Annotated in this window: 20 protein-coding genes and 2 pseudogenes; 12 read left to right on the plus strand and 10 right to left on the minus strand. The window is 59.0% G+C overall.

All coding sequences use genetic code 11. The annotated features are described in order from the left end of the window. The first annotated feature begins 79 nt into the window (after positions 1–79). Together EAH78_RS17300 and EAH78_RS17305 are read left to right on the plus strand one after the other, a co-directional pair. Positions 80–748, plus strand: coding sequence for an HK97 family phage prohead protease (locus EAH78_RS17300; protein ID WP_140668569.1), 669 nt, complete (start codon positions 80–82; stop codon positions 746–748). Next, positions 748–2,010 carry a phage major capsid protein gene (locus EAH78_RS17305; RefSeq protein ID WP_140668570.1) on the plus strand — a complete coding sequence of 421 codons (1,263 nt, stop codon included), beginning with the start codon at positions 748–750 and terminating at the stop codon, positions 2,008–2,010. The genes EAH78_RS17300 and EAH78_RS17305 overlap by 1 nt, the downstream gene beginning before the upstream one ends. A 510-nt stretch (positions 2,011–2,520) precedes the next feature. On the opposite strand, the gene EAH78_RS17310 is transcribed toward EAH78_RS17305, so the two are convergent. Beyond that, positions 2,521–3,630, minus strand: coding sequence for a DUF2817 domain-containing protein (locus EAH78_RS17310; RefSeq protein ID WP_140668571.1), 1,110 nt, complete (start codon positions 3,628–3,630; stop codon positions 2,521–2,523). Positions 3,631–3,795: 165 nt separating this feature from the next. Here EAH78_RS17310 and ggt point away from each other — a divergent pair, with 165 nt between their 5' ends. Both ggt and EAH78_RS17320 read left to right on the plus strand, forming a co-directional pair. After that, complete coding sequence (gene ggt / locus EAH78_RS17315) at positions 3,796–5,628, plus strand: gamma-glutamyltransferase (protein ID WP_140668572.1); 1,833 nt, start codon at positions 3,796–3,798, stop codon at positions 5,626–5,628. 210 nt (positions 5,629–5,838) lie between these two features. Next, positions 5,839–6,210 (plus strand): helix-turn-helix domain-containing protein, encoded by a 372-nt coding sequence (locus EAH78_RS17320; protein WP_140668573.1) that lies wholly within the window; start codon positions 5,839–5,841, stop codon positions 6,208–6,210. 24 nt (positions 6,211–6,234) lie between these two features. Here the strand turns inward: EAH78_RS17320 and EAH78_RS17325 are convergent, their stop codons facing one another. Both EAH78_RS17325 and ddlA read right to left on the minus strand, forming a co-directional pair. Then, entirely contained in the window at positions 6,235–6,639 is a 405-nt protein-coding gene (locus tag EAH78_RS17325; RefSeq protein WP_140668574.1) for a TOBE domain-containing protein, read from the minus strand. A gap of 5 nt (positions 6,640–6,644) precedes the next feature. Beyond that, positions 6,645–7,739 (minus strand): D-alanine--D-alanine ligase, encoded by a 1,095-nt coding sequence (gene ddlA / locus EAH78_RS17330; RefSeq protein WP_140668575.1) that lies wholly within the window; start codon positions 7,737–7,739, stop codon positions 6,645–6,647. Positions 7,740–7,898: 159 nt separating this feature from the next. On the opposite strand from ddlA, the gene EAH78_RS17335 reads away from it, so the two are divergent. Both EAH78_RS17335 and EAH78_RS17340 read left to right on the plus strand, forming a co-directional pair. After that, positions 7,899–8,711 carry an AraC family transcriptional regulator gene (locus EAH78_RS17335; RefSeq protein WP_140668576.1) on the plus strand — a complete coding sequence of 271 codons (813 nt, stop codon included), beginning with the start codon at positions 7,899–7,901 and terminating at the stop codon, positions 8,709–8,711. 76 nt (positions 8,712–8,787) lie between these two features. Continuing rightward, entirely contained in the window at positions 8,788–9,156 is a 369-nt protein-coding gene (locus tag EAH78_RS17340; RefSeq protein WP_140668577.1) for a cupin domain-containing protein, read from the plus strand. Between the two features lie 4 nt (positions 9,157–9,160). Here the strand turns inward: EAH78_RS17340 and EAH78_RS17345 are convergent, their stop codons facing one another. The 4 genes and pseudogenes from EAH78_RS17345 to EAH78_RS17355 all read right to left on the minus strand — a co-directional run bounded on the left by EAH78_RS17345 (position 9,161) and on the right by EAH78_RS17355 (position 12,566). Further along, entirely contained in the window at positions 9,161–9,757 is a 597-nt protein-coding gene (locus tag EAH78_RS17345) for a flavin reductase family protein (RefSeq protein WP_140668578.1), read from the minus strand. Positions 9,758–9,814: 57 nt separating this feature from the next. After that, positions 9,815–10,423: a methyl-accepting chemotaxis protein gene (locus EAH78_RS33375; protein ID WP_240051890.1), complete on the minus strand. Its 609-nt coding sequence runs from the start codon at positions 10,421–10,423 to the stop codon at positions 9,815–9,817. Then, positions 10,403–11,167 (minus strand): annotated as a pseudogene (locus EAH78_RS33380) (PAS domain-containing protein); the annotation flags it as partial. The pseudogene EAH78_RS33380 and the gene EAH78_RS33375, both read right to left, overlap by 21 nt. Positions 11,168–11,252: 85 nt before the next feature. Further along, positions 11,253–12,566, minus strand: a complete 1,314-nt coding sequence (locus EAH78_RS17355; protein ID WP_140668580.1) for an MFS transporter — start codon at positions 12,564–12,566, stop codon at positions 11,253–11,255. A 200-nt stretch (positions 12,567–12,766) separates the two neighbouring features. Between EAH78_RS17355 and EAH78_RS17360 the strand changes: the two genes are divergently transcribed. The 5 genes and pseudogenes from EAH78_RS17360 to EAH78_RS17380 all read left to right on the plus strand — a co-directional run bounded on the left by EAH78_RS17360 (position 12,767) and on the right by EAH78_RS17380 (position 18,661). After that, positions 12,767–14,185 carry a short-chain fatty acid transporter gene (locus tag EAH78_RS17360; RefSeq protein ID WP_140668581.1) on the plus strand — a complete coding sequence of 473 codons (1,419 nt, stop codon included), beginning with the start codon at positions 12,767–12,769 and terminating at the stop codon, positions 14,183–14,185. 218 nt (positions 14,186–14,403) lie between these two features. After that, positions 14,404–16,104, plus strand: a complete 1,701-nt coding sequence (locus tag EAH78_RS17365) for an acid phosphatase (RefSeq protein WP_140668582.1) — start codon at positions 14,404–14,406, stop codon at positions 16,102–16,104. A gap of 180 nt (positions 16,105–16,284) precedes the next feature. After that, on the plus strand, positions 16,285–16,605 hold the full coding sequence (locus EAH78_RS17370) for a hypothetical protein (RefSeq protein ID WP_140668583.1): 321 nt from the start codon (positions 16,285–16,287) through the stop codon (positions 16,603–16,605). A 183-nt stretch (positions 16,606–16,788) separates the two neighbouring features. Beyond that, the gene (locus EAH78_RS17375) at positions 16,789–17,961 is read left to right on the plus strand and encodes a hypothetical protein (protein ID WP_140668584.1); all 1,173 of its coding nucleotides are present in this window, start codon (positions 16,789–16,791) and stop codon (positions 17,959–17,961) included. A 168-nt stretch (positions 17,962–18,129) separates the two neighbouring features. After that, a pseudogene (locus tag EAH78_RS17380) lies at positions 18,130–18,661 on the plus strand (SET domain-containing protein-lysine N-methyltransferase). Positions 18,662–18,666: 5 nt separating this feature from the next. On the opposite strand, the gene can reads toward EAH78_RS17380, so the two are convergent. Further along, complete coding sequence (gene can, locus EAH78_RS17385) at positions 18,667–19,311, minus strand: carbonate dehydratase (protein WP_140668585.1); 645 nt, start codon at positions 19,309–19,311, stop codon at positions 18,667–18,669. A gap of 141 nt (positions 19,312–19,452) precedes the next feature. Between can and EAH78_RS17390 the strand changes: the two genes are divergently transcribed. Then, positions 19,453–19,857, plus strand: a complete 405-nt coding sequence (locus EAH78_RS17390) for a serine kinase/phosphatase (RefSeq protein ID WP_140668586.1) — start codon at positions 19,453–19,455, stop codon at positions 19,855–19,857. Between the two features lie 134 nt (positions 19,858–19,991). On the opposite strand, the gene rimI is transcribed toward EAH78_RS17390, so the two are convergent. Next, a complete protein-coding gene (rimI, locus tag EAH78_RS17395) occupies positions 19,992–20,444 on the minus strand; it encodes a ribosomal protein S18-alanine N-acetyltransferase (RefSeq protein ID WP_046030107.1) in 453 nt (150 codons plus the stop codon). After that, positions 20,437–21,186 (minus strand): energy transducer TonB, encoded by a 750-nt coding sequence (locus tag EAH78_RS17400; RefSeq protein ID WP_140668603.1) that lies wholly within the window; start codon positions 21,184–21,186, stop codon positions 20,437–20,439. Before EAH78_RS17400 ends, rimI begins: the two co-directional genes overlap by 8 nt. Positions 21,187–21,365: the final 179 nt, after the last annotated feature.

Below are 21,365 nucleotides of genomic sequence, written 5' to 3' on the forward strand. Positions count from 1 at the left end.
CGCGCTTTACACCCGTTACAGTTGCGCGTGATGCGACCCTGAGCGGCAAATATCATATTTGTCACTTATGGACTTTTATATGCACACATTCCACTCTGCGCCACTTCATCTTAAGCTTCTAGACGCCAATCAAACCCGCACCGGTGAGTTCTCTGGATACGCCTCAACTTTTGGTGGCGATCCGGACTCGCAGGGGCATGTTATTGAGCCTGGCGCCTTCAACAAGAGCCTCACCCGCCATGCTGTTGAAGGGACAAAGCCAGCAATGTTGTGGCAGCACAATAGAAACCAACCCGTTGGTGTCTGGCTTTCCATGGTTGAAGATAGCCGAGGACTGCTTGTTTCCGGCAAGCTAACACTCGATGTTGCGATTGCAAAAGAGAGTTATGCTCTTATGAAGGATGGCGCTCTAGCAATGAGCATTGGCTTTTTTATGCTGGATGCCAAGCCGCTAGGTGCCGGTCTGAGCCTAGTAAAAGAAATAGATCTATTAGAAGTTAGCTTGGTGTCCTTACCAGCCAACAAGCGTGCAGTAATTACCGAGGTTAAATCCTTTAACCCAAACAACCCCAGAGAATTCGAAAGGCAAGTGCGCGACGCACTTGGACTTTCATCCCGCGAAGCCAAAAGGCTTATGTCGGGTGGCTGGCCTGCTCTTGTCCGAGATGAACAGAGTGATAACAGCCAAGAGCTTGCATTAATAGCAAGCAGACTTGAAGCAATCACAAAATCATTGAGGACAAATTAATGAGCAACGAAATTGTATTAAAGGCATTGGAAGATCATGCGAAGGCCATGGAAGGATTCCGCTCTGGAATTCAATCGGATATCAGCGGCATCCAAGAGCAAATGAAAAATCTGAGCCACGAAGTGGATAACAAGCTGGGGGTCCGCAAAAACCTCTCCGCTCTCGATGTTCTCGGTGGCGGGCGGGGTTCTATGACATTCGAAAATGTACTCACTGGCGATATCACTGATGAAGCCGGAAACTTGATCAAGCGGGGCACCATGGAACGCAGTACGACGAAAGGCTTTATTGGCGAATTCTCTGGTAGCGAGCAATTCAAGTCTCTGGCAAATGGTGCGCCGTCTACCGGTCGCGTCCAGGTCGAGGGGGTCACTCTTAAAGCACTGACGAACACCGGCCAGGGTGTAGCGGGTACAACTGGTTTTGATGTCCAGCCTCAGCGAGCTGAGGGGGTATATAACGATCCTCGCCGCCCGCTAACACTGTTGGATGTCATCCCTTCTTTGCCGGTCGACTCCAGCTCTTTCGAGTACATGCAGCTGCAAAACTACGTCAACACTGCTGCCTTCCAGACTGAAGAAGGTCAGCAAAAGGCTGAATCCAACTTTGAAATGACTCCCGAGACGGCGAACATCGCTACGGTAGCTCACTGGACAAAAGCGTCTGTCCAAGTTCTATCCGATGCTCCTGCCCTGGGCCAAAAGCTTATGAGCCTGCTGGAGTATGGTGTGCTGGCGAAGCTTGAAAGCGAGATCGTAGCGGGCCCAGGTGGCAAGGGACGTATTAAAGGGCTCGTAGAGCAAGGCATCGATTTCGTACCGTCCGGTGTGGCCGATCCTTCAACCCTCACGCCGACCGACCGTATTGGTGCGGCCGTGGTCAACTTGCAGGCGAATGGCTGGAAGCCTGGGCTCATCATTATGAACCCTGTGGATTGGCAGCTTATCTCCTCGCAAAAAGGCACGGACGGTCAGTACGTATTGGGTAGCCCGCGAGACCCGTCCCCATTGACGCTGTGGAACGTACCGGTGGTGCTTACCCCAAGCCTTGCTCGGAACATCTCCATCGTGATGGACCCGGCTCAAGCGGCCATCCTCGACCGCGAACAGCCTTCCCTGTTGGCAAGCCGTGAAGACGGGCAGAACTTCACGACCAACATGGTCACCTTGCTCGGTGAGCTGCGCGCCGGTCTTGCGGTATTCGCCCCAGGTGCAGTGTTGATCGTCGATGTGAATGGTGATCTTGGTGCAACTGTACCCTAACAGGCATAGCTAACCGTGTTGGAGCCCGCTCATGCAGCGGGCTTTTTAATGCCTGTTTAGAACACCGGCAGCTGTTAGATAACAGGTGTGTTCTTTATTGTGAGGAACGTGTTCCATCCCTCAAACCCTTGATTTTGTTGGCCTTCAGCGCGAAAGGAACACCGAGAACACGAAGAACACCGATATTTGGGGTGATATCTGTAGCGGCGCCAAAGGGAGGGGGGGTGAAAAACTTCACTGCCGATCTAATCTAGACCGCTCGCCCCCCTCTCTGCGCAAAGTCGGGAAAAATGGGATAGGGGGGGTATGGGCAGTAGAGATCACCTTGTATCCCCACGTGTATCCCTAACCGAAGTCAATGAATTTATACCTATATAAATCAGTACCTTAATAGACCGGTTCAAATGACTGTGTACCACCAAGTACTAAAAACGGCTTACCGAAAGGTAGGCCGTTTTTTTATGCCTCGAGAAAAGCACCCTGAACCTCATGGCTCCAGGGTGATCCGCCTCAGGTGCGAATCGTCGGCAATGCCGACAGCGCCCGCTCCCAAATCTGCCACGTGCGCAACCAGACCATGGCCTGCCAATCGTTGTCCGCCGGGTAGAATTGCTCCAGCAAATTCAGCTTGATTGCGCGCCCCACCGCGTCAGTCGGATCGCCATGCAGGTGCAGCCAGTGGTCATCGCGCAGATGACGATGCACGTCCGCCCCCGGGTACGTCCCGCACTCGATAACAAACGGCATCAACCGAACCTGAGGCAACGCATCGATCAGTGCCTGCGAGGTGTAGCCGGTCGCGGTTGCTGCCACACCGGTTTCGCTTAACGTGTCGGCACCGGTCAGCAGCGTGTACAGCCACGGCCCGTAAATGGCCTGCGCGTCGGGCAGCGCCGGATACGCCGTCTCGGTGATCGTCAGCAACATCGGATGACCGTACTCGCCGGCCCCCGTGTGCAAGTCGAAACACATGGCCACGTCGGCATGGGCGATGTGCTTTTGCAGGATGGCGTGCAACGTGCGGTTCGACCAACTCGGCGCCAGCCCACCGTAAAACAGACCATCGGGGTGACTGTGCTGGCCGCCCTCGACAATCGACATCACAGCCGGCCAGCCATGTTGGCGGATCTGCGCGTCGAGTAAGGCATCCGTGCGCTCACGCTCAGGACCTTGCAGCTCGGTGCAGGCGTAGATGTCATGCAGCGTGGCGTAAGCCTGATTGTCCGGCAACGCACGCTCGAAGTTCAGGTGATTGCGGTTCAGGTCGATATTGTCTTCGTTAACCCGCCGCAGCCAGGCAGTGCCCCAAGGATTAATCAGGTGAATGAACACCACGGCGACATCCGCCGGCAGTGAGCGCTTGCCCAACTCCTGCATCCATTTGATCTGGCAACCCGAACCGTAGAAACCTTCGACGCCATGGGTGCCACTCAGCGCGATCAGTAACCGCTTGGCGCCGGGATCACCCAGCACCGCCACGTCAGTGCTCAAGGGCTCGCCGAAAGGCCCTTTGAGCGAATGCGGGTATTCGGTCAGCGTCGCACCGGCCTCAGTGGCGGCCGCGAGGAACTGCTCTCGCTGAGTACGGTAACTTGGCTGGGTGGGAAACTCGGTCTGCATGTCTGCCTCTTGTTGATCTTCTGGCCCGTCGGTTGTCCTCGACCCTACAGAAAATCCGTCGGCTCATGAAGGACAAAAGCAGCTTTACTGTAGGCCCTGGTTTGCGCCATGCCGAGTCGGCCGATAAAGTCCCGGTAACTTTTCCCACGGACGGAGTGCCCCAACGTGTTCTCAGCCTTGCATTTAAGCCGCTATCGCCGCTCTGCCCTGTCGCTGATCGTCGCGACGCTGACCCTCACCGCCTGCAACGCGCCACCGACGTCGTCATTGCCTGTGGCACCCGAAAGCGCCACGGGCTATCGCACCGACCTGCAAACCCGGCACGCCTCCAGGCACATGGCGGCAGCGGCCAACCCGCTGGCGGCTGAAGCCGGCCGGGAGATGCTGCGTCAGGGGGGCTCGGCGATTGATGCCGCCATTGCGATGCAAGCGGTGCTGACGCTGGTCGAGCCGCAATCCTCAGGCATCGGCGGCGGCGCATTGATCGTGCTTTGGGATGGCAAGGCGGTGCGCACCTTCGACGGTCGCGAAACCGCACCGGCCGGCGCCACCGAGAAGCTTTTCCTACAGGCCGACGGTAAACCGATGGCATTCACCCCGGCGCAGATTGGCGGGCGCTCGGTGGGCACGCCGGGCGTATTGCGAGCGCTTGAGTTGGCGCACCGCAAACACGGTCGTCTGCCTTGGGCGAAGCTGTTCGAGCCAGCCATAAAACTCGCGGAGCAAGGCTTCGCCATCTCGCCGCGCCTTCATCTGTTGATCGCCTCGGATTCGTCCATGCGCAGCTCGCCGGACATGGTCGCCTACTTCCTGAATGCGGACGGCAGCCCGAAAGCCGCCGGTACGCTGCTGAAGAATCCGGCACTCGCCGCTGTGCTCAAACGCGTTGCCAAGGAAGGGCCTGACGCGTTGTACAAAGGCGCCATCGCGCAAGAGATCGTCACCAAGGTTCAGGGCCACGCCAACCCCGGCAGCCTGTCGCTGAACGATCTGCAAGACTATCAGGCCAAGGAACGCGCGCCGCTGTGCACCGATTACAAACGCTGGCAGGTGTGCGGAATGCCGCCGCCGTCATCGGGCGGAATCGCCGTGGCGCAGATCCTCGGCACCTTGCAGGCCCTGGAAACCCGCGATCCGCGTTTCGCTCTGGCACCGCTCAAACCAATCAAAACACAAAAACCCGCAGGCACCGAGCCCGCCCCGGAAGCCGTGCACTTGATCGCCGAAGCCGAACGCCTGGCTTATGCCGACCGCGCACAGTACGTGGCCGACGCTGACTTCGTGCCCGTGCCGGTCAAAGGGCTGGTAGACCCGACCTATCTGGCCAGCCGTGCCGTCCTGATCGGTGATCGCAGCATGGGCGTGGCCAAACCCGGCACCCCGCCGGGCATCAAGGTCGCCTACGCGCCGGACCGTTCGCCGCTGCGCATCTCCACCTCACAGGTGGTGGCGGTGGATGACCAGGGCGGCGCCGTTTCGATGACCACCACTATCGAGTCCGCCTTCGGCTCGCACGTGATGGTCCAGGGCTTCCTGCTCAATAACGAGATGACCGACTTCTCGTTCATCCCCGAAGAAAACGGGCAAAAAGTCGCCAACCGCGTCGAGCCCGGTAAACGCCCACGCTCCTCAATGGCGCCGACACTGATCTTCGACCGCCAGAGCGGCGAATTCCTCGCCACCCTCGGTTCCCCCGGCGGCTCGCAAATCATCGAGTACGTGGCAAAAACCACCATCGGCCTGCTCGACTGGAACCTCGACCCGCAAGCCGCCATCAACCTGCCCAACTTCGGCAGCCGCAATGGCCCGACAGAGCTGGAACAGGGGCAGTTCAGCGCGGAGCTGATCCAGGCGTTGAAGGACAAGGGACACAGCGTCAGCGAAATCGACATGACCAGCGGCACCCAGGCGATTGTGCGGGTGAAGGATGCGCAAGGGAATGCGTCATTGGCCGGAGGGGCCGATCCTCGGCGTGAGGGGGAAGCGTTGGGGGATTGATTCGTACGTGGGAATGAAAAAGGGCTTACCGGGAGGTAGGCCCTTTTTTACAGATATCGCATTCTGATCGGCTGTCTCGTGATGCCATTTCCTACACGCAAAGCAATCCTAACTCGATAGAGTGGAAGCTCATTTTTCCACACTGAAATATGTCGGCACTCACAAACAGTACGACGCAATCGACGCCGACACCGTCGAGATGGAGTAACCATGAATATTCATCCGATTCACACCGACGAGGACTACCGTGCGGCGCTGCAAAACGTGTCAGCACTGTTTGACAACGAACCAGAGCCTGGCACGCCTGAGGGTGATTATTTCGACATCATGATCACGCTTATCGAAGCTTATGAATCAAGAAATTTTCCGGTCGATTTACCTAATCCAATCGACGCCATCAAATTTCGTATGGAGCAGTCCGGCTTGTCTGCCTCAGACCTTGCGCCCGCTATTGGCAGGACAAACCGGGTCTATGAAGTACTCAATGGCAAACGCGCCCTGACGCTTCCAATGATCTGGAAATTGCATGAGTTGTTCGGGATCCCGGCTGAGAGTCTGATCAAGCCAGTGAAGCAGGCTTGATCAGTCCTCATCCCACTTCTGAAATCAGGCCGGCACACCCAAAATAATATGCGACGCCTTGATCACCGCCGTCGCACTCACGCCCGGCGCCAGTCCCAGTTCCGCAACCGCTTCACGGGTAACGATCGAATAGACTTCGCTGCCGCCATCCAGCTTGATCACCACTTCGGCGTTCACCGCGCCATCAGTGACGCTGGTGACCTTGCCTTCCAGGCAATTACGCGCCGAAAGGCGGATGTCGCTGGACTCGGTCATCAGCATGACCCACGGTGCCTTCACCAGTGCGACCGCTTCCTTGCCGACCGCCAGGCCCAGGCTTTTCACGCTCTCCATGGTGACCACGGCGACCAGCTCGTTGCCGCCGGAGAGTTTCAGCGTATGACGCAACGACGCGCTTACAGGGCCACGCTTTAATCCCATCGCAAACATGCAGCCTAGCGCGTGATTTTCAGCGCCTGTCGCGCCTTGTGTTTCTCCAACGCCAGATCGATCAACCGGCTGACCAGCTCGCTGTAGGTCATGCCGGTGGCCTGCCAGAGTTTGGGGTACATGCTGATCCGGGTGAAACCGGGCAGCGAATTGATCTCATTGATCAGCACTTCGCCGTTGTCGGTGAGAAACATATCGACCCGCGCCAGCCCGGAGCAGCCGAGCACCTGGAATGCCTCGACGGCCAATGCCCGAATGCGTTCGCTGGACTCGACACTGATGTTAGCCGGCACTACAACCTGCGCCGCCTGGGCGTCGATGTATTTGCTGTCGTATGAATAGAAACCGCTACTCACCACGATTTCGCCACAACCGCTGGCGATGGCGTCTTCGTTGCCGAGCACGGCGCATTCGATCTCACGGCCACTGACGGCGGATTCGATCAGCACTTTTTCGTCGAAACCCAGGGCCAGCTCCACGGCCGCCTGGTACTCGGCTTCGTCATTGACCTTGCTCACGCCCACGGATGAGCCCTGGTTCGCCGGTTTGACGAACAGCGGCAGGCCGAGTTTGCCCTGCACTTCGGCGAATCCGGTACGCGCTGACGTGACGCGGTTCAGGGTGACGAACGGCGTCACCGCCAACCCGGCGTCGCGCAGCAAGCGTTTACTGATGTCCTTGTCCATGCACACCGCCGAACCGAGCACGTCGGAGCCGACAAAGGGCAGGTCGGCCATGCGCAACAGGCCTTGCAGGCAACCGTCTTCACCCAGGGTGCCGTGGACAATCGGGAAGATCACATCGACGTGCCCAAGCAGTTCCTGACCGGTGGTTTCCACCAATTGCTGACTGACTTTGCCCGGCACCACGGCCAGTTCACGATTGGACTGGTTGAGGGCGATCAGGGCCGGGTTTTCCTGATTGAGCAGGAAGTTCGAAGGGTCGTTGAGGTGCCAGTGGCCTTGCTTGTCGATGCCGATCAGCACTGGCTCGAAGCGCGCGCGGTCCAGCGCATCGACAATGTTCTTCGCCGATTGCAGCGACACTTCGTGCTCCGCCGAACGACCACCAAAAATAATCCCTACCCGCAATTTGCTCATTCAAAACACCTCAACGATTGGCCACGCGCCGAACAGCAGAGAGAACCTTGCAACATTCGCCCACGGTTTTCCACCCGTCCAAAGGGTTTAATCGGCGAGCAGACAGCCCGTCGGTCACTGGGGTAACGTGTTCTTCATTACGTTCAAGACACCCACACCATGGCCAAGCAAACGCCTCCCATCGACTGGTTCCACCGCGCGCCCGACGTGGGCGGCCTGCAACGTTTCGAAGCGTTTTTTGCAGGCCATGGCTACGACCTTCATCGTCACGACACCTACGCCATCGGTCGAACCCTGGCCGGCGTGCAGAGTTTTCAGTACCGCGGCGGATGGCGCCACAGCCTGCCGGGCGGGACGCTGGTGTTGCATCCGGACGAAGTCCACGATGGCGAGGCCGGCACCGAGGCCGGGTTCAAATACCGGATGATGTACATCGAACCGGCACTGATCCAGCAGATGCTCGGCGGGCAACCACTGCCTTTCATCAAGACCGGATTGTCGACCGACCCTCGCCTGTTCGCCGCCACCGACGTGCTGTTGCGCAGCCTGGATTGCCCCCTCGATCCTTTGGAGGAACAGGACGCGCTGTACGATCTGGCGCAGGCTCTGAGCAGCGTTTCGGGAACAACTTCCGCCCGCTACCAGAGCTTCGACTACGTGGCTGCGGAGCGTGCGCGGGAGTTCATTCACAGCGCACTGGATCGCACCGTGACACTGGAGGAACTGGCGCATCACAGCGGTCGTGATCGCTGGAGCCTGTCACGGGACTTTCGCCTGTTGTTCGGCACCAGCCCTTATCGATACCTGACCATGCGGCGCCTGGACCTGGTGCGCTCGCTGTTGATCCAGGGCCAGTCGCTGGTCAGCGCCGCGTTGATTGCCGGCTTCACCGATCAAAGCCACATGACCCGCCAATTCAGCAAAACCTACGGTCTGTCGCCCGCCCGCTGGATGAAAATGCACCGTCGCTGAGCCACGCACAATCGTACAAGAAGCAGACCTGAGCGCTGGTTATCGTGGGTTCACGGTCAACCACGGGAGACGCTTCATGTCCGCTTACAAAAGCCTGAACTTTGCTGAAAAAATCGCCCACATCGACGCACACTGGGCGCCTCGGGTCATCGCCGAAATGAACGACTACCAGTTCAAAGTGGTGAAGTTGTTGGGGGATTTCATCTGGCATGACCATCTGGAAACCGATGAAACCTTCATCGTGCTCGAAGGCCAGTTACGCCTCGAGTTTCGTGACGGTTTCGTGTTGGTCAACGCAGGCGAAATGGTCGTGGTGCCCAAAGGGGTCGAGCACAAACCATCCGCCGAGCAGGAAGTGAAGCTGCTGCTGATCGAACCCAAAGGCGTACTGAACACCGGCAGTGAAGGCGGTGAACGCACGGCGGTCAATGACGTGTGGGTGTGAGGCGTTACGCCAGTGTCTTGCCGTCCACCGGGTCGCCAATCATCAGGAAATGCCCGCCCGCGACATGGTGCAAGGTGCGCAAGGCGTCATGCCCTTCGAAGTGCCAACGGCCGTCGCTGAAGACCCGATCATCCGCCTGGGCGGCAATCACTTCGGCCAGGAACAGGTCGTATTGCTGATGATTGGTGGGCTCTGGCAGCAGTCGACATTCCAGCCACGCCACGCAGCCCTCGAGCATAGGAGCATCGATCAGCTCACCGCTGAACGTTTGCAAACCATAAGCCTGGAACTTGTCCTGGCCTTGGCCCTGGGTCAATTCCAGGCCTGACGTCGAGCCAACGGTCTGGGTGATATCCGCCTGAGCGACGCAGGGCACGTTCAGGACGAAGGTGCCCGAGGCTTCGAGCAGTTGCCGGGTCCAGGTGGACTTGTCCAGCACCAGGGCAATTTTCGGCGGCTCGAAATCCAGCGGCATGGCCCAGGCAGCGGCCATGATATTGCGCTGGCCATCATGGGCGGCGCTCACCAGTACGGTCGGCCCGTGATTGAGCAGGCGATAAGCCTTGGACAAAGGAACCGGGCGGCGGTGGGAAACGCTCATGGTGTCTGCTCCAGGGAAAAGAGCCGATTGTAGCTATTTCCACCGCGATGGCGGGCATCAAGTCGCCAGTTGATTGGCAAACTGACCGACCGCGTTCACCACTTTCTGCGCACCGTCCTGAATCTCGACGATCACCGTGCCGGCTTCCGCCGCCAGCGCCAGGCCTTGTTCTGCCTGAAGCTTGCCGTCGGTCATCAGGGCCACGGCATTGCGCGCCATTTCCTGGTTCTGACGCACGACACCGACGATCTCATCGGTGGCCTGGCTGGTGCGAGAGGCCAACTGCCGGACCTCGTCCGCGACCACAGCAAAGCCCCTGCCCTGTTCGCCTGCACGAGCCGCTTCGATGGCCGCGTTGAGCGCCAGCAAGTTGGTCTGCTCAGCGATGCCGCTGATGGTTTTGACGATGGTGCCAATCACCAGCGATTGCTCGTTCAAGGCCTCGATGCCATCGCCAGCCGTCTGCATATGCTTGGCCAGGTCGCGCATCACGTCCACCGCCTGAGTCACCACGGCCGTACCGCGCTGGGCGCTTTGGTCGGTTTGCTGAGAAGTGCTGTAGGCAATGTTGGCCGCTTCGGAAACGGCGTTTTCCTGATTGACCTGATCGGTGATCACGGTGGCGAACTTCACCACTTTGTAGAGCTTGTTGTTAGCGTCGACCACCGGGTTGTAGGACGCTTCCAGCCAGACCCTACGACCATGGCTGTCGACGCGTTTGAAACGGCCGGCGACAAATTCACCGGCATTCAGGCGTCGCCAGAAATTCTGATACTCGGCGCTGCTGGCCTCCTGCGGTTCACAGAACGTACGGTGATGTTTGCCCTTGATCTGCGCGAGGCTGTAACCCATGCCGCTGAGGAAACGGTCGTTGGCCGTCAGCACATTGCCATCGAGGTCGAACTCGATCACCGCCGTCGAACGCACCAGCGCGCCGATCAGGTTTTCGTGCTCACGGGACGCTTCGATGGTGCGGGTCAGGTCGCTGGAGTAAATCGAGAAGTGTTTGATTCGCCCGTCCGCCGAGCGCACCGGCTGCACAATCGAACGCAACCATGCTTCCTTGCCATTACCACGCAGCAAACGCACGGCGCCGGCGAAATGCTCGCCACGGGTCAGCGCGTTCTGGAAGCGGCGGTGGAATTCGTCGGATTTGACATGGACCGGGACGATCTCGTCGATGTTCCGGCCCACCAGGTCACCGCTCTTGTAGAACATTTCACCCAGGAAGTTCTGGTTGGCCGATTGAATCCGGCCATCGGGTTCAAGGGTCAGGACCAGCATCTCGCTTTCCAGACTGTCCTTCACTTGCTGAAGGCTGGAGAGTTCTTCGCGAAGAGCCGACAGCTCCTGCTTCAAGCGTTTGTTGAACATGGGAAAGCACCGATGGACTGGGAGAGAAAGCGACATTCAGCCTAGCCATCGGCGGTACGAAACTTTTCTGAAGCGTGTTTCAGGGTTGTCCTACAAAAATAGTTGCCGTATCAACCGGCGATTACATTGCGCCAGCGGTCGCGCAATGGCCGGCTCTGGGCAGGCGTGCGCCAAAGTACGCCGCGCTGCCCACACCCACCGCGCCCATGACCGCACAGAAGATCACGCAGATCCACGGGCTCCACGGCATCAGACCAATCAACAACAGCGGTGTGATGCTTGCCCACGCGGCATAGGCAATGTTGTAGGTGAAGGAAATCCCCGAGACGCGAACCCGCGCCGGGAACAGGCTGACCATTACCGACGGCACGGCGCCGACCACGCCGCAGCTCAGTCCGGCAATTGCGTAGGCCAAGCCGATCCAATTGCCCCCGGTGATCAGGCAGCCGTAAAGCACGCCAATCCCCATCGGCAGCAGCAGGCTATAGAGCATGACCGTGCGCCAGCCGCCGATACGGTCGACCAGCAACCCGGCGAGCACGCAGCCGATGTTCAGGAACACGATGCCCAACGCACTCAGGGCGAAGGTGTGGCTGGCAGTCATGCCGAAGGTTTTCTGCATCATGGTCGGGGTGATGACGACAAACACGACCACCGCCGAGGTCAGCACACAGGTGAGGATCATCGCCGGCAACATCGCCAGACGATGCTCACGCAGGACCGTGCGCAGCGGCAGTTCGACGGCGGCATCGCGCTGGGCCTGCATCGCCATGAACACCGGGGTTTCACTGAGCCAGCGACGCAACCAGACGCCGATCACCCCGAACACACCGCCCAGGAGGAACGGATAACGCCAGGCGAAATCCAGAATCTCCGCCGGGGTGAACGCTTGCGCGAGAAAGGTCGCCGTCAGCGCGCCAATCAGGTAGCCAAAGGTCAGCCCGGCTTGCAGGAACCCGAGGGCATACCCGCGATGCCCGGCCGGCGCGTGTTCGGCGACGAACACCCAGGCGCTCGGCACTTCACCGCCCACCGCCGCGCCTTGCAGGACACGTAACGCCAACAGCAGCAGCGGTGCCCAATAGCCGATCTGCGCGTAGGTCGGCATGATCCCGATCAGCAGGCACGGCAGCGCCATCATCAGGATGCTCAAGCTGAAGACTTTCTTGCGCCCCAGCCGATCGGCGAAATGCGCCATCAGAATCCCGCCCAATGGGCGCGCCAGATAACCGGTGACGAAAATCCCGAAGCTTTGCAGCAGGCGCAGCCATTCGGGCATTTCCGGTGGGAAGAACAGTTGGCTGAGGGTCAGGGCGAAGAACACGAAAATGATGAAATCGTAGATTTCCAGCGCGCCGCCAAGGGCCGCAAGGCCGAGGGTCTTGTAATCCGAGCGGGTAAAAGGCGTCGGGCGCGAAGGGGTGTTGGCAGTCATGAAAAGAACTCTGCAGCCGGTAAAAACCAAGGCGCCCATGGTCTACGCAAACGCGTCCATGGACAAGCCGTTAGACCATAGTCCTGTTTTGGTAAAACTTCGTCACAAAACACGACAGGTTGATTTACTGTTGGCGTCTGTCCAGACGGGCCTTTGCAGCCCGAAAGACCACAACAAACATAAAAATTCGAGGTACACCCGTGGCCGCTGCTATCGAAGATACCCGCTCCGCCCGCTTTGCCCTGCGCTGCTCAAGTTTTGCCGAACGCTGGTTCCCCGACTCCTGGGTATTTGCCGCGTTGGCGGTGATCATCGTTGCCGTCGCCACCCTGTTCATGGGCGCCAAACCGACTGACGCCGCCATGGCGTTCGGCGACGGGTTCTGGAGCCTGATCCCGTTCACCATGCAAATGGCGTTCGTGGTCATCGGTGGCTACGTCGTCGCCGCCTCGCCACCCGCCGTGAAACTCATCGATCGCCTGGCCCGGATCCCGAAAAACGGTCGCTCGGCCGTGGCGTGGGTCGCCTTGATTTCCATGGTCGCCTCACTGCTGAACTGGGGCTTGTCGCTGGTGTTTGGCGGTTTGCTGGTGCGCGCCCTCGCCCGCCGCGTCGATCTGAAAATGGATTACCGTGCCGCCGGTGCAGCGGCTTATCTGGGGCTAGGCGCGGTGTGGGCCCTGGGCCTGTCGTCGTCGGCCGCCCAGTTGCAAGCCAACCCGGCCAGCCTGCCGCCGTCGATCCTGTCGATCACCGGGGTCATTCCGTTCACCCAAACGATCTTTCTGTGGCAGTCCGGCGTGATGCTGCTGGCGCTGATCGTGGTCTCGCTGATCATCGCCTACGCCACCGCGCCAGGCCCTAACACCGCCCGTGACGCCAAAGCCTGCGGCATCGACCCAAGCTTCAATCTGCCGCCATTGGCCCCGCGCACCCGCCCTGGCGAATGGCTGGAACACAGCCCTCTGCTGACCCTTTTGCTGGTGGCACTCGCGGCGGGCTGGCTGTTCCACGAGTTTTCGACCAAACCGGCGATTAGCGCCATTTCCGGGCTGAACACCTACAACTTCCTGTTCCTGATGCTCGGCGCATTGCTGCACTGGCGTCCCCGCAGCTTCCTCGATGCCGTGGCCCGCGCAGTCCCGACCACCACGGGCGTGCTGATCCAGTTCCCGCTGTACGGCTCGATCGCTGCGCTGATGACCACAGTCAAAGGCACTGACGCTCAGACCCTCGCGCACCACATCTCGACCTTCTTCGTCAGCATCGCCACCCACGATACTTATGCGCTGCTGATGGGCGTGTACTCGGCGATTCTCGGTTTCTTCATCCCTTCCGGCGGCGGCAAGTGGATCATTGAAGCGCCGTACGTCATGCAAGTCGCCACCGACCTGAACTACCACCTGGGCTGGGCCGTACAGATTTACAACGCAGCCGAAGCGCTGCCGAACCTGATCAACCCGTTCTACATGCTGCCGCTGCTGGGCGTGCTCGGGCTGAAGGCGCGGGACTTGATCGGGTTCTCGTTCGTGCAATTGCTGGTGCACACACCGCTGGTGCTGTTTCTGCTGTGGGCGCTGGGGACGACGTTGACGTATACGGCGCCGGTGATGCCTTAACCCCCGATCCATCAAACACCATAAAACAACTGTAGGAGCGAGCCTGCTCGCGATAGCGGTAGTCCATCCAGCATTGATGTGACTGCCAAACCGCTATCGCGAGCAGGCTCACTCCTACAAGAGCTTTGCTGCACTCAAGACCGTAACCCTTCTGTCACATCCCGCTGCTAGCGTCCGCCGAAACATATTGCAACAAACTCAGCTAAACGGGACGTGGCATGACTGACGATAAAGACATCATCGACTCTCCTTCTCCCGACGCAGATGCGCCCACCGATACCAGCCGCCGGCGCTTTCTGGGTGGCGTTGCGGTGCTGGGTGTCGGCGCAACGTTGAGTGCTTGCGGCAATCAGGGCGATGAGCCGGGCAAACCGGTCGAACAGCCATTGTCCCCGGCGGAAATCGACAAAGCCCTGCACGACCAGGTGAAAACCGTGGTGGTGATCTACGCCGAGAACCGCAGTTTCAACAATCTGTTCGGCGATTTCCCTGGCGTCGAAAAACCACTGTCATCCCTCCAGCCTGGCGAGTATCAACAGCGTGATCGCGATGGCAGTCTGTTGCAGACGCTGCCACCAGTGTGGGGCGGGGTTTTGCAGATCGGCCCGCAAACCCTGGATGGCGTAACGTACCCCAGTGAAACCCAGTTTCAGGAGCAACTGCCCAACGCACCGTTTGCGCTCAAAGGCCCGAACGCTGAAGACCTGCCGTTTGGCTTGGTTACCCGCGATTTGTGGCACGTGTTCTATCAAAACCAGATGCAGATCAACGGTGGCAAGAATGATGGTTTTGTCGCCTGGTCTGACTCCGGTGGCCTGACCATGGGCCATTACGCGCAGAGTCGTTATTCCCTGCGTTTGTGGGACGTCGCCCAGGAGTTTGTCCTCTGCGATAACTTTTTCCAGGGCGCATTTGGTGGTTCGTTTCTCAATCACCAATACCTGATTAGCGCCACCGCGCCGTTTTATCCGGACGCCGTCAACTCAGTGGCCAAGGCGCAGATCGCCGTGCTGCAAAGCGACGATCCGACGGACCCACGGCTCAAGCCTTTGGACAAATCCCCGGCCAGCGCCATGACCGGTCCACCGCAATTCGGCCCCAGCGCATTGACCCCTGATGGCTACGGCGTCAACACGCTCGCGCCGCCTTACTGGCCGACATGGATTCGCGACCCGGACCGCCCGGCCTACGCCAAACCGGACCTGCCGAACGTGCTGGTCCCGCAGACCCACGAACACATCGGTAACAAGCTCTCGAAGAAGAACATCGACTGGGCCTGGTACGCCGGCGCCTGGCAGGCGACGCTGGATCAGTTCAAGGACTCCGGTGGCATCCCGAAAATCCCCAACTTCCAGTATCACCACCAGCCGTTCAACTACTTCAAACAACTGGGGCCGGAGAACCCGGTCGAACGCAACAAGCGTCTGCGCGACGCCGGCGTGGGCGATGAATCGAGCAGCAACAAATTCTTCGCCGATGCCGAGGCCGGCCAGTTGCCCGCCGTGAGCTTCTACAAACCCCAGGGCAACCTGAATATGCACGCCGGTTACGCCGATGTGGCGTCCGGCGATCGGCACATCGTGCGCGCGCTGAAAGTGCTGCGCGACAGCCCGCAATGGAAAAACATGGTGATTGTGGTCACGGTCGATGAAAACGGTGGCTGGTGGGATCACGTCGCACCGCCCAAAGGCGATCGCTGGGGGCCGGGATCGCGAGTCCCGGCGCTAGTGGTGTCGCCCTTCGCGCGCAAAGGCACGGTGGATCACACGGTCTATGACACAGCGTCGATTCTGCGTTTGATCACTCGGGTGTTCGGACTGGAGAAGCTCGATGGGCTCAAGCAGCGGGACGATGGGATGATTGCTCGCGGGCAGAAGCCAATGGGTGACTTGACCAATGCGCTGAGATTCAACGCCTGAGGGCTTAAACACTGCGTGTCGTCCGCTATGAGTACCGGGACTTTTCCTACGTATTGACTCGGTTGCGCCTGACATGAAACCCGGTCAGTTCCTATCTCCAAGCTGTAAATCGCTGAGTAAACTTCGTCAGTTCAAAAACTTCCACATTAAAAACTGCACTGACCAAGGATGAACAAGCACATGTCTTTAATATCGAAAACGCTGGAAGAGATGATCAATGAAATTTACCAGGACGGTAGGGTTTCAGTCGTTGAATACAAAAAACTGCGTGATGACGCCGACCGCCGGATGGATGCTGTCGTCCGTGAGTTCGGTCAGCACAACAATCTGACCGCCCTACAAAAAGCGATGGATGTAGTGATGCAATTAACCCAAACCTCCATCATTGATGCCAAAAAAGCCAAACTGACCGATACCGGAGAGGCCATCGTCAGGGATGCCGTACTTGCGCAAGTCGAATACTTGCGTGCTGGCACTCATCTGGCATTGAAGTTGTTGTAACACTTCTGCTTTCTTCCAGCTTGAAAGACCTATCCCGGGCCGGGTCCCCTGTCCGGGAGTTCCGGTAAAAACACAACTCAGGTCCCGCGCAAAAAAGCCCGGCGTGCCCATTGTTCTGTGTAACGGCGCTGATCCAGTATGTGTGCACCCAATCAATGGGACCACGCTGAAAAGGATCTGAGCATGCTGAAACTCACAGGACTAGCCTTCGCGGCCCTCACCCTGAGTGCCACGGCCCACGCCGATGTCGATCTGAAACTGGGCAGCACCGAACGCGTTACCCGGCTCTTTGCCTACCCCAACAACTGCAACGTGATCTGCTTTCGTCCCTGGACGCTTGAGCAGACTGTCGAGCACTACCTGACCCAAAGTGTGCAACGCGACGGCTACAGCGCTGCGAAAGTGCGAGTAAAGACCGATAACCATCAGCTCTACGCCGACATCAGTGGTGTACCAAAGGGTTACGAAAAACCACTGGCCGCACTGCTCGATGCCGGCGATCTGGCCTACACCGGCGCCAAAAAACTCAACGCCGACAGCAAATGGGCCTACAACTGGTACTTGTTCCTGCCGTTGGGCATGGCCCTGGAAAACCGCAAGAGTGTCGAATTGCTGCACTTCCCGCCGGACTACTCCCTGACCCAGGCCCAGGATTACCTGCGCTCCGCGACCACGGATCGCTGGGCCACGCTGCTGACGGATAACGGCATCCCCGCCGAGCAGACGCCGGGCTATCAGACCATCATCGACATCGCGCCCATTGCCGCACCGGCCAGCGCCGGCAAGGATCTGGAGGGTGTCTACGGCTACTTCAAGGACTATCAGACCACCATGGTCAAGGAAGTCAGCCAGAACACCAAAGGCGCGGCGCTGCCGATGGTCGCCTTCGGCGCGCCGGTGCGTTACTGGATCAAGCAGCAGTATGGTGTGACCGTCGATGTATTAGGCCTGGCCACGATCAGCCCGAAGACAGGCCTGAACGTGCCGGTATTGGGCTCGAACCATCCGAGTTACATCTGGTACGCCGCCAACCCGGACAGCTACACCGGCGACGATGCTCAAGCGACAGCTGATGCGGCGGGCCTGACAGTCATGGGCCAGGATTTGAGCGCCGCGTGCTGGCAGGCCGGCATGGGCAGCAAACCGGGCAGCGACCCTGCTGCCCAGCTGAAAAGCTGCACACAAACCTGGCAAGTGACGCAGAAAGAAAAAACCTGCGAGTTGTTCTACACCTCGATCCGCAACCTGACCCCGGAACAAGCCGCGGCCAAGTGCGCGACAACGCCGATCAAGGCCCAGCTCCAACAGCTGAAAGCCCCGGCGCCCGCAACAGCGATTCCGGCACCTGCGCTGTAATCACCTTGCGCGTCAGTCAAGGCTGACGCGCAAAAGCGCACATCGCCCCTGTCAGTTTTGACAGTAGACCCATCGTTTCATATGCGAGATCTTGAGGTATACCTGTGTTGCAGGGCTGACAGGCTCGTCAGTTTGGGAAGTCGCAACGCACTGCCGACAAGGATCGTTATGAAATCTCATCCCGTGCACCAAACTTCAGAACACCCGCCGGATGGCGTTTATCCGTTTCAAGAGCTGCCAGTCAGCCTTGGATTTCCATCGCTGGCCGATTTCGAAATCATCTCCAACGCCGATGGCTCAGCGGTAGCCGTCGCAGCGCTGCGCGAATTTCCACGGATTAGCCGAATCTGCCGGGTGTCGGGTGTCGGGGCATTTACTGCCTTATCGCACTCGACACACGCGGCAACTGGCGTCCGGGATTCACGTCTTTGACCCGCGCTTTAGCGGCCTGTTGCGGCATTCCTGCGACCCCAACGTGTTTTTCGACATGAGCGAACTGTGGTTGTGGGCGCTGAAAGACATCAAAAAAGGCGACAGCCTGACGATGGATTTCGCCGCAACTGAAGACAAACTGCTGCGCCAGTTCGCCTGCCAGTGCGCGTTGCCGGAGTGCCGAGGCTGGATCACCGGTTACGATGAACCGCCAAACGCCGACGGCCAGTTGTTTTATCACCACTTGCGTCGGCGCGGTCTTTGCTAAACGGCTTAATTCTTCTCGACAGGACGCAGACGGTATTGCGGCGGCAGTTGCTCAAATCCGCTGATGGTCGTGTTCAGGCTTTTCCAGCGACCGTCCTTGATCCCGTAGATGCAGCCATGGATCGACAGCGGCTGCCCACGATGCCAGGCGTTTTGCACGATGCTGGTGTGGCCGACGTTTGCCACTTGCTGGATCACGTTGAGCTCGCACAGACGATCGACCTGTTCTTCTTCAGTCGCCAGTTCGGCCAGCTCTTCGCGCTTTTCGTAATAGAGGTCACGAATCGAGCGCAACCAGCCGTCGATCAGGCCCAACTGACGATCCTGCATTGAAGCGCGCACGCCACCGCAGCCGTAGTGGCCGGTAACCAGGATGTGTTTGACCTTGAGCACGTCCACCGCGTACTGAATTACCGACAGGCAGTTGAGGTCGGTGTGCAGCACCACGTTAGCCACGTTGCGGTGCACGAACAGGTCGCCCGGCAACATCCCGACGATCTCGTTGGCCGGCACGCGCGCGTCGGAACAACCAATCCACAAGTATTCCGGCGTCTGTTGGCGGGCCAGCTTGGAGAAGAAGTCCGGATCTTCCTGTTTGATCGCTTCAGCCCAGCGTTCGTTGTTATCAATCAGATCTTGTAATTCGTTCATGCTGTAAAGCCTCAAGAATGATGCGCTGGTTTGACAAACAACCACCCGTCGGGGTCACGCGCTTGATGCAAGTTAAGCCGGTGGAATTCTCAGGAGCCCAGTGGGTCCACCCTAGTAAGGCCCACAGTATGAGGAATTGCCATGACTGAATCACGACGTCCGTACGATGCGGCGCAACCTGAGCCGATCGACGACAACGAAGACCGCATGGGCTCGATGCATGAGCTGGATTTCGATGAGGAAGAACCCAGCGCCAAAATCGGTGACGAACTGCCGGAAACCGAACGCGAACGGCTAATGCCTCGCGAGCGCGTGCGTGAAGCCGGTATGACGGGGGCTTCGACCGATGATCACGAGTCTACCGATGATGACATGAGCCCGGAAACGTTGATCCACGAGGATGGTGCGCGGGATGCTCATGAAGCGGGTGACGGTGATCAGGCGGATTGGGATTTGAGCATTGTCGATGAGGATGCCATTGGCGGGGGGAATGGGCTGGATGAGGCGGAGATGGCGCGGCGGGATCCGCTGGATAAGGATCGGTGATTTGTAGCGCCTGTTAAGCCGCCTTCGCGAGCAAGTCGAATCGTCGCACCGCCGCTCCCACATTTAATCGCGTTCTTCATATAGAACTCGGTCGAATGTGGGAGCGGGCTTGCTCGCGAAGCTTTTAAAAAGGATCAGTCGACGAGGGTGCAGGCCATGACCACAGCATCTTCCCGACCACCAACGGCCGGATAATAATCCCGACGCCGGCCAATTTCGTTAAACCCGTACCGTTCATACAAGCGAAACGCCGATCGATTACTGTCGCGCACTTCGAGAAAACACTCCCGCGCCTCAGCCTTGTAGGCAATCGACATCAAATGCTCCAGCAGCGTCAAACCCAGGCCACGGCCCTGATTTTCCGGTTTGACGGTGATATTGAGCAGATGTGCCTCATCCAGGATGATCTGCACCACGCCATGCCCGACCTGCTGCTGTCCTTCGAACATAAGCCAGATCTGGTACTTGCCCAGCCCGTCGAGAAAAATGCCGCGGGTCCAGGGATGGCTGTAGGCCGCGTATTCGATTTTCAGTACAGCGTCCAGGTCCGCCTCGGTCATCGGGCGGAACGATACAGCGTCACTCATTTGATTCTTTCCAGCGCGCCATCAGCCGACGCATGGCTTGCCATACATCAGCCTTACGCTGTGGCTCTTCCATTAATAATTCCAGACCCGGCAGGGCCCAGACCGAGCCCAGGCCTTCGACCTGGAGTTCACGGTTGAACGATTCGGCGTTGGCCTCACCGGCAAAACGCACCGCCGGCAGGCCGATCAGCCACACGCAGACGCAGGGCGCGTCTTCGATGCGCGCCGAGAGAAAGCCCTGCACGAAGTCGCGCGCCGCTTCCGGGCCTTGATCCATGGTGCCGCGAGCCAGTAGCGGCCAGCGTACCGGCTCGCCGACGATCTGCGGGCTGTCCGGCAGACCGGCGGCGCGCAGCATGTCTTTGAGCAATAGATAGGCGGGATCGCGAGTCTGGAACGTTTCGCCTGTGGGTAACTCCACCAGCAGCAGGCACCGACCGGCGCGCAGCAATTGCAGGGCGAAGCGCGGTGGCGGCACTTGCACAACCTTGGCGACGACCGGCGCTACCTCTTCTTCGACCTTGGCGTTGGTGCGCGTACTGGCCAACGATGGACGCGGCACCTCGATTTTCACCCGTTCTGCCGGTTTGACCAGCGGTTCCACGGGCGAATCCGCCACAGGCGCGGGCGCAACCGGAGCCATCGGCGCGACGACCAACGGCTCAGGCATCTCCAGCAGCTCGGGGCGCGAAGGCGCGGCAAAGGGCAATTCTGTGCGCGGCAGCCAGTTGACCACCTGCATGGCGGTCAAATAAGCGCGGCGACGGGACTCGATAAGCAAAGGTCGGCCACTTGTGGATAACTAAAGTGCGGTGATTCTACCGCCCTTCGCTCAAGATCGCCCGCGCTTGATCGATAGACTTCTCCGATAGAAAAAACGACTGCCTGTCCCGAGAGTGAATCGACACGCCCGCGATGCAG

It is taken from the genome of Pseudomonas arsenicoxydans (assembly GCF_006438915.1).
Taxonomy (GTDB): domain Bacteria; phylum Pseudomonadota; class Gammaproteobacteria; order Pseudomonadales; family Pseudomonadaceae; genus Aquipseudomonas; species Aquipseudomonas arsenicoxydans_A.

Coding starts and splice junctions, on each gene's coding strand:
- EAH78_RS17335 (WP_140668576.1), top strand. CDS start 7,899: ATGGCCAAGCAAACGCCTCCCATCGACTGGTTCCACCGCGCGCCCGAC.
- can (WP_140668585.1), bottom strand. CDS start 19,311: ATGAACGAATTACAAGATCTGATTGATAACAACGAACGCTGGGCTGAA.
- EAH78_RS17310 (WP_140668571.1), bottom strand. CDS start 3,630: ATGCAGACCGAGTTTCCCACCCAGCCAAGTTACCGTACTCAGCGAGAG.
- EAH78_RS17345 (WP_140668578.1), bottom strand. CDS start 9,757: ATGAGCGTTTCCCACCGCCGCCCGGTTCCTTTGTCCAAGGCTTATCGC.
- EAH78_RS17305 (WP_140668570.1), top strand. CDS start 748: ATGAGCAACGAAATTGTATTAAAGGCATTGGAAGATCATGCGAAGGCC.
- EAH78_RS17370 (WP_140668583.1), top strand. CDS start 16,285: ATGTCTTTAATATCGAAAACGCTGGAAGAGATGATCAATGAAATTTAC.
- EAH78_RS17365 (WP_140668582.1), top strand. CDS start 14,404: ATGACTGACGATAAAGACATCATCGACTCTCCTTCTCCCGACGCAGAT.
- EAH78_RS17400 (WP_140668603.1), bottom strand. CDS start 21,186: ATGCAGGTGGTCAACTGGCTGCCGCGCACAGAATTGCCCTTTGCCGCG.
- EAH78_RS17375 (WP_140668584.1), top strand. CDS start 16,789: ATGCTGAAACTCACAGGACTAGCCTTCGCGGCCCTCACCCTGAGTGCC.
- EAH78_RS17320 (WP_140668573.1), top strand. CDS start 5,839: ATGAATATTCATCCGATTCACACCGACGAGGACTACCGTGCGGCGCTG.
- ddlA (WP_140668575.1), bottom strand. CDS start 7,739: ATGAGCAAATTGCGGGTAGGGATTATTTTTGGTGGTCGTTCGGCGGAG.
- EAH78_RS17300 (WP_140668569.1), top strand. CDS start 80: ATGCACACATTCCACTCTGCGCCACTTCATCTTAAGCTTCTAGACGCC.
- EAH78_RS17355 (WP_140668580.1), bottom strand. CDS start 12,566: ATGACTGCCAACACCCCTTCGCGCCCGACGCCTTTTACCCGCTCGGAT.
- rimI (WP_046030107.1), bottom strand. CDS start 20,444: ATGAGTGACGCTGTATCGTTCCGCCCGATGACCGAGGCGGACCTGGAC.
- EAH78_RS17325 (WP_140668574.1), bottom strand. CDS start 6,639: ATGTTTGCGATGGGATTAAAGCGTGGCCCTGTAAGCGCGTCGTTGCGT.
- EAH78_RS17390 (WP_140668586.1), top strand. CDS start 19,453: ATGACTGAATCACGACGTCCGTACGATGCGGCGCAACCTGAGCCGATC.
- EAH78_RS17340 (WP_140668577.1), top strand. CDS start 8,788: ATGTCCGCTTACAAAAGCCTGAACTTTGCTGAAAAAATCGCCCACATC.